The following is a 6,732-nucleotide window of genomic DNA, read 5'->3' on the forward strand; positions in this document are numbered from 1 at the left end:
CTCATTGGCCCCGATTGGTTGATCGTTTAGTAGGCCCGGACGCCCGATCGCACTACGCTGCGCACATGAGCATGCTGACGCCCCCTGGCATGGGCGGAAAGTACCGGGTCACCGGGAACCAGTACCCGCGGATGCGCCGCCCCCGGAGCAGGGTGCGCATCGTGGCGGTCGTCGTGACGACCGTCGCCGTTGTCGGCCTGGCCGGCTGGGGCACGCTCCAACTGGTCGACGTCTTCGGCGGCAAGTCCACGCCCGCGAAGAACGCCGCGGCCAAGGCGGAGAACGCCGCCAAGGAACGCACCTGCAAGGCGGCCGCCGCACCGGGCTCGGCCTCGACGGTGCCCACCGCCTTCCCGGAACCCGGGGAGCTCACGGTCAACGTCTACAACGCCACCGCCAAGGGCGGCCTGGCCAAGGACACCGCCGACGAGTTCGCCGCACGCGGCTTCAAGGTGGGCACCTTCGGCAACGCCGACCCCGAGTACGACCGCAAGGTGCAGGTGGCCGCGCTGCTGATCGGCGGCCACGGGCCCAAGGCCGAGGCCGCGATGAAGCTGGTCGGCGCCCAGGTCAAGGGCACGGTCACGCTGAAGCCCGCGGCCGCCGGCTCCAAGCGCCCCACCGGCACGGTGGACATCATGCTCGGCAAGGGCTTCACCAAGCTCTCCGGCGACAAGGCCGTCGAGAAGGCCCTCGCCGCCCTGGCCCGGCCGAGCGCGGCGCCGAGCGCCGGCACCTGTTAGGCCCACGGTCCCGGTTGCGTTTGCGACGGGACCGGCCGCCGGGGCGTGGGCCCCGGCGGCCGGTTCCGCGTGTCGTGGGATGACCGGTGTCAGGCCGTGCCGTAGAGGCGGTCGCCCGCGTCGCCGAGGCCCGGGACGATGTAGCCGTGCTCGTTGAGGTGGTCGTCGACCGCCGCGGTGACCACGGTGACCGGCTTGCCGGCCAGCGCGCGCTCCATCGCCTCGACGCCCTCGGGGGAGGCGAGCAGCACCACGGCCGTCACGTCGTCGGCGCCCCGCTCGATCAGCAGGTCGATCGCGGCGATCAGCGTGCCGCCGGTGGCCAGCATCGGGTCGAGGACGTACACCTGCCGCCCGGACAGGTCCTCCGGCATGCGGGTGGCGTAGGTCTTGGCCTCCAGGGTCTCCTCGTCGCGGATCATGCCGAGGAAGCCGACCTCCGCGGTCGGCAGGAGCCGCACCAGGCCCTCCAGCATCCCGAGGCCGGCCCGCAGGATCGGCACGACCAGCGGACGCGGGTGGGACAGGCGCACGCCCGTGGTGTCCGCGACGGGTGTGCTGATGTCCACCTGCTCGGTGCGCACGTCACGGGTCGCCTCGTAGGCGAGCAGGGTGACCAGCTCGTCGGCCAGCCGACGGAAGGTCGGCGAGTCGGTGCGCTCGTCGCGCAGGGTGGTGAGTTTGTGCGCCACCAGGGGGTGGTCGACGACGTGGATCCGCATGTCCACGACTCTAACGTTCGGCCTGTCCCCCGGCCCTCCCGGTCCGTGCGGCCGGTCACGCTTCGAACCACCCGGTAGGGGGAATGCGTGCCCTTACGCCCGGGCTGTCCCGGCCGGGCACGTGGATCTCTAGGGGTGGTGCCCCATGGCGGAGCGCGGCAGCGACGGCGCCGGCGCGGACGACACGGGCGACGCCCGTACGCAGCAGGATCGCGACGCCGAACGCAGACGGCGGCGCGCCATGTTCCTGCGCGAGCTGAACGAGGCCAAGGAACTGCGCGACCGCGTCCAGCCACGCCGGGCGCGCGCGGCACGCGCGCGCCAGCAGATGAGGATGCGGACGTTCCGCTGGTAGTCCCCAGGTCGGCACAATGCCCCCACCTGGCGGGCGCCGAGGGGGTACCCGCAGGCCGCCACGCGGTAAAAAAGCCGGAAGGCCTCTCCCGACGCAGCGCGGAAGACCCTTCGCAAAGCCGAGGTTTCTGCCACGATGCCGAGTGTGGGCGGGGACCTGCGCCAGATCATTCGACTCCCGCCCGAAAGTCCGGACGGCCTGAGACCTGTGGGAGAGTCACGGTGTACTTCGCCGCACTGCTCGCGCGCACCGAGGACGGTTGGGAAGCGCGCGAGACCGATCTCGACGATGTGGAAACCCTCGGCGACCTGACCGACTTGGCCCGGGCGGCTTCAGCCGGGGAGGATACGGTCCTGGTCTTCATCGAACAGGAGGACGCCTGGTTCGGCGTCGTCCGCGTCGACGGGGAGGAGGACCCGCGGATCTACGTGTCCGACGCCGCCGCCGCGGCGCGCAGCTCGTACGGGGAGATCCTGCTCACCGACGAACTGCTGGGCCGCGACCCGGAGGACCTGGACGAGATCGTCGACCTCGACGGCACCGAGGAAGGTGACGCCGACGACCTCGACGACGACGTGGTGCCCGGCCCGACGGAGGTCCACGTCCCCGTGGGCCCGCTCGGGGACGCCGAGCTCCTCGCGGACTTCGGCATGAGCGACAAGGAGCTGCTGGCCCTCAGCGGCGACGGCGCGCTGACCGGGGAGGCGCTCGGGGAGATCGCCGACTCGCTGGGCTGCGCCGACGTGCTGGAGGCGGTCCGCTGACCGGGCCCGACCCGCTGCGCGACCCCTGGGTCCCCCCGATGCGGCTCGCCCTGGAGGAGGCCCGCCTCGCCCCGCGCACCGGCGACGTGCCGGTGGGCGCGGTGGTGCTGTCGCCGCAGGGCACGGTCATCGGGCGTGGCCGCAACGAACGCGAGGCGGTCGGCGACCCGACCGCCCACGCGGAGGTGCTCGCCGTCCGCGAGGCCGCGAAGGCGCTCGGGGAGTGGCGGCTGACCGGTTGCACGCTGGTGGTGACCCTGGAGCCGTGCACGATGTGCGCGGGGGCCGTCGTCGCCTCCCGCCTCGAACGCGTCGTCTACGGCGCGCTCGACGAGAAGGCCGGGGCGGCGGGCTCCCTGTGGGACCTCGTCCGCGACCGCCGGCTCAACCACCGTCCGGAGGTGATCCACGGCGTGCTGGCCGAGGAGTGCGGTGAGCTCCTCACCCGCTTCTTCCGGTCAAAGGATTTCGGAGCACACCCGGACGTCCGCTAAGCTCTCTCTCGGTAGCGTGTCCGAGCGGCCTAAGGAGCACGCCTCGAAAGCGTGTGAGGGGGCAACTCCTCCGTGGGTTCAAATCCCACCGCTACCGCTCTGAGCAAGCGAAGGGCGGCAACCGGGAGAACTTTCCCGGTTGCCGCCCTTCGGCTTTGCCCTCACGTGTGCCGGCGGGCGGTGTCGGGACCGATTCCGGGGTACTCGCCGGCGGACGACTGGTGTTTGCCCGCCGCGAAGCCGCCGCCCAGGGTCGGTCCGGTCCATGGTGCTGATGTCCCAGAAGACGTGCTGGCCGGTGAGAGTGGTGGAGCCGGGGTTGGCCACGGTGAGCGTGCCCTGCGCCCAGCCCCCTTGACGGTGACCGCGCCGGGCAGCGAGACCTTGACCGAGCCGCAGACGATGCGGTGGCGGTCGCCTGCCGCACCCCGCGCCCGCACCGAATGAACGTGCGAGCGAGCACACCCTGGCGACGGGTGCCGACCGCGGCCGCCGCGAGCGGTACCCGCCCCTTCCGGACCGGGCGTTCTCGGCGTTTTCCGGCCTTCCGAACCTGCTGTGGCGAGCGTCACGCACGGAGCGGGGCGGGCCCGTGGATCACCCGCAAGGAGGCTTCCGTCACCCGGTCTGATTGGGCCATCCGGTGGATACACTCCAGCCATGGCGCAGGCGAAGAAAATCACCATGTACGTCATCGTGGCTTTCGTGCTCTATACGATCGTGACATCGCCGGCCCGCGCAGCCGATCTCGTGCAGATAGGCTTCCAGGGCATATCGGACGCCGCCAAGGGCGTCGGGGAGTTCATGACCGCGCTGGTCAACTGACCGGCCGGGAGCCGGTGAGGAGCACAGCACCGTGATACGCCACCTGGTCCTTTTCAAGCTCGGCGAAGGCGTGGAGCGCGACGACCCACGGGTCGTGGCCGGCGTCGACGCCTTCGAGCGGCTCGGCGGGCAGATCCCCGAACTGGCCTCCTGGGAACTGGGCTGGAACATCTCGGACCGTCCGATCGCCTACGACTTCGCCATCAACTCCTCGGTGGCCGACGCCGACGCGCTCAAGGCGTACCTGGAGCATCCCGCACACCAGGCCGGGGTCGCGCTGTGGCGCGAGTTCTCCACCTGGGTGGTCGCCGACTACATGTTCGAGTGACCCCCCGCGGCGGCCCCTCGGGCCCCGCTCCTGCCGCACAGCCCTCCGCCCGCCGGGCGGAGGGCTTTTTCATCGAGGGCCGCGCCTCACTTGCACACAGTCCACATGAATTGTGATGCTATGACCGCTTTTGCCGGATGAGTGGACCGATGAGGAGTGGCATGTCCGTGTCGGCCCGACCCGCGTCACCATCGACCTCCGGAGACGGCAGCGGGACCGGTACGACCACCGGCGGCGGCAATCGCGGCGGAAGCACCAACAGCAACGCGGTGGAGGCGCGGGCGCTGACACAGGTGCTGTTCGACCAGCTGTCGGGGCTGGAGCCCGGCACCCCGGAGCACTCCCGGGTCAGGGCCGCCCTCATCGAGGTGAACCTGCCGCTGGTGCGGTACGCGGCCGCACGCTTCCGCAGCCGCAACGAGCCGATGGAGGACGTCGTCCAGGTCGGCACGATCGGGCTGATCAACGCCATCGACCGCTTCGACCCGGAACGCGGGGTGCAGTTCCCGACGTTCGCGATGCCGACCGTGGTAGGCGAGATCAAACGTTACTTCAGGGACAACGTCCGCACCGTCCACGTCCCGCGCCGGCTGCACGAGCTGTGGGTCCAGGTCAGCGGCGCCATCGAGGACCTGACGGTGGCCCACGGGCGCACCCCCACCACCGCGGAGATCGCCGACCGGCTCAAGCTCTCCGAGGACGAGGTGCTGGCCTGCCTGGAAGCCGGGCGGGCGTACCACGCCACGTCCCTGGAGGCGGCCCAGGAGGGCGGTGACGGGGCGCCCGGGCTGCTGGACCGGCTCGGCTACGAGGACCCGGCCCTGACCGGCGTGGAGCACCGGGACCTGGTGCGGCACCTGCTGGTGCAGCTCCCCGAGCGGGAGCGGCGGATCCTGCTGCTGCGCTACTTCGGCAACCTGACGCAATCACAGATCAGCGCCGAACTCGGGGTTTCGCAGATGCACGTCTCCCGGCTGCTCTCGCGCAGCTTCGCCCGGCTGCGATCCGCAAACCAGCTCGAATCGTAACCCTTAAGGACTACCCACCCCCCGGGAAATAAGTCGACATGGCGCTACAGCGCGTTGCCGACATGTGACATTCTGCGGGAACTGCGTTTGTCGCGGTCCGGCCTCCGGTATTCCAGTGGGGGAACGAACCGTCGCCCGCGACACCCGTCCGCGACCTCAAGGGGGTGGCATGTCCGTAGAAGTGGGCAGTCCGAAGGTGCTGAACTCCGACGCGCCGCACGATGCTCCTGACGACAAGGCCATCGACACCGCCGGCACCGCCGTCGCCGACACCGCCGCCGTCGACAGCACGATCGAGGCCATCGACACGAGCGTCGACACCCGCACGCTCTCCCGCTCGCTGTTCCTGCGGCTCGCCGAGCTGCCGGACGACAGCCCGGAGCGGGCGTACGTACGGGACACGCTCATCGAGCTCAACCTGCCGCTCGTGCGGTACGCGGCGGCCCGCTTCCGCAGCCGCAACGAGCCGATGGAGGACATCGTCCAGGTCGGCACGATCGGGCTGATCAAGGCGATCGACCGCTTCGACTGCAACCGCGGGGTGGAGTTCCCCACCTTCGCGATGCCCACGATCGTCGGCGAGGTGAAGCGCTTCTTCCGCGACACCTCGTGGTCGGTGCGGGTGCCGCGCAGGCTGCAGGAGCTGCGGCTGGCGCTGACCAAGACCAGCGACGAGCTCGCCCAGCGGCTGGACCGCTCGCCCACCGTCTCCGAACTCGCGGCGGCGCTCGGCGTCTCCGAGGAGGACGTGGTCGACGGCCTGGCGGTCGGGAACGCGTACACCGCGAGCTCGCTGGACTCGCCGCCCCCGGAGGACGACGGCGGCGAGGGCTCGCTGGCCGACCGGCTGGGCTACGAGGACACCGCGCTGGAGGGCGTGGAGTACCGCGAGTCGCTCAAGCCGCTGCTCGCCCAGCTGCCCGCGCGGGAGCGGCGGATCATCATGCTCCGCTTCTTCGCCAACATGACGCAGTCGCAGATCGGCGAGGAGGTCGGCATCTCCCAGATGCACGTCTCCCGGCTGCTGACCCGGACCCTGGCGCAGCTGCGCGAAGGCCTGACCGCCGAGCAGTAGGGCGGGGCCCGGCGACGGAAGGACCGGGCGGTTCATTCCTGACGGTTCGTCAGTACACTGGCGGGATGGTGCACATACCACCGGGCCGCCGGGGCGCGCTGGCCGCTGCCTCGGCGGCCGTCGTCTGCCTGGGTGCCTTCGCCGCGCTGGGCCCGGACTGCGAGGGCAACGGGCCGGGCTACGTGGCCGTCGGCGCCCCGGGCCCGGCGGGCGGCCCCGCGGTGAACGCCCCGCCCTCCGGCGACGTGGACCTGGTGCCGCTGGACGGCCGTACGGGCTCCCCGGCCGGGCCCGGCCGGACGGCGCCCACCGCGCCGGGCGCACCGGCCGGCAGCGGCGGCGCGGGCTCCTCACCTCCGGCGGACGTACCGGACGGGCCGGACGGGCCCGGCGCCACG

General features: G+C 71.5%; 9 protein-coding genes, 1 tRNA gene and 1 pseudogene. 10 read left to right on the plus strand and 1 reads right to left on the minus strand.

The features are described from left to right. Window positions 1-65 precede the first annotated feature (65 nt). Window positions 66-743 (plus strand): LytR C-terminal domain-containing protein, encoded by a 678-nt coding sequence (locus PV410_RS41680; RefSeq protein ID WP_500331918.1) that lies wholly within the window; start codon window positions 66-68, stop codon window positions 741-743. A gap of 89 nt (window positions 744-832) precedes the next feature. Here PV410_RS41680 and upp read toward each other — a convergent pair whose 3' ends face one another. Next, window positions 833-1,465: a uracil phosphoribosyltransferase gene (gene upp / locus PV410_RS41685; RefSeq protein ID WP_500331920.1), complete on the minus strand. Its 633-nt coding sequence runs from the start codon at window positions 1,463-1,465 to the stop codon at window positions 833-835. Window positions 1,466-1,610: 145 nt separating this feature from the next. Between upp and PV410_RS41690 the strand changes: the two genes are divergently transcribed. From PV410_RS41690 to PV410_RS41730, 9 genes and pseudogenes are all read left to right on the plus strand, one after another. Further along, on the plus strand, window positions 1,611-1,820 hold the full coding sequence (locus PV410_RS41690) for a hypothetical protein (RefSeq protein ID WP_499513000.1): 210 nt from the start codon (window positions 1,611-1,613) through the stop codon (window positions 1,818-1,820). A 221-nt stretch (window positions 1,821-2,041) separates the two neighbouring features. Continuing rightward, entirely contained in the window at window positions 2,042-2,584 is a 543-nt protein-coding gene (locus tag PV410_RS41695) for a tRNA adenosine deaminase-associated protein (protein WP_500331922.1), read from the plus strand. A gap of 38 nt (window positions 2,585-2,622) precedes the next feature. Then, window positions 2,623-3,078, plus strand: coding sequence for a tRNA adenosine(34) deaminase TadA (gene tadA, locus PV410_RS41700; RefSeq protein ID WP_500331924.1), 456 nt, complete (start codon window positions 2,623-2,625; stop codon window positions 3,076-3,078). Window positions 3,079-3,088: 10 nt separating this feature from the next. Further along, a tRNA-Ser gene (locus PV410_RS41705) sits at window positions 3,089-3,175 on the plus strand. A gap of 563 nt (window positions 3,176-3,738) precedes the next feature. Next, the gene (locus PV410_RS41710; protein WP_018558266.1) at window positions 3,739-3,903 is read left to right on the plus strand and encodes a hypothetical protein; all 165 of its coding nucleotides are present in this window, start codon (window positions 3,739-3,741) and stop codon (window positions 3,901-3,903) included. 31 nt (window positions 3,904-3,934) lie between these two features. After that, window positions 3,935-4,231 (plus strand): Dabb family protein, encoded by a 297-nt coding sequence (locus PV410_RS41715; RefSeq protein WP_500331925.1) that lies wholly within the window; start codon window positions 3,935-3,937, stop codon window positions 4,229-4,231. Between the two features lie 161 nt (window positions 4,232-4,392). Beyond that, a complete protein-coding gene (locus tag PV410_RS41720) occupies window positions 4,393-5,259 on the plus strand; it encodes an RNA polymerase sigma factor SigF (protein ID WP_499512995.1) in 867 nt (288 codons plus the stop codon). A gap of 169 nt (window positions 5,260-5,428) precedes the next feature. Continuing rightward, on the plus strand, window positions 5,429-6,334 hold the full coding sequence (locus PV410_RS41725; protein ID WP_500331927.1) for an RNA polymerase sigma factor SigF: 906 nt from the start codon (window positions 5,429-5,431) through the stop codon (window positions 6,332-6,334). Between the two features lie 65 nt (window positions 6,335-6,399). Then, a pseudogene (locus PV410_RS41730) lies at window positions 6,400-6,732 on the plus strand (hypothetical protein); the annotation flags it as partial.

The organism is Streptomyces sp. PA03-5A (assembly GCF_033792725.1).
Taxonomy (GTDB): Bacteria; Actinomycetota; Actinomycetes; order Streptomycetales; family Streptomycetaceae; genus Actinacidiphila.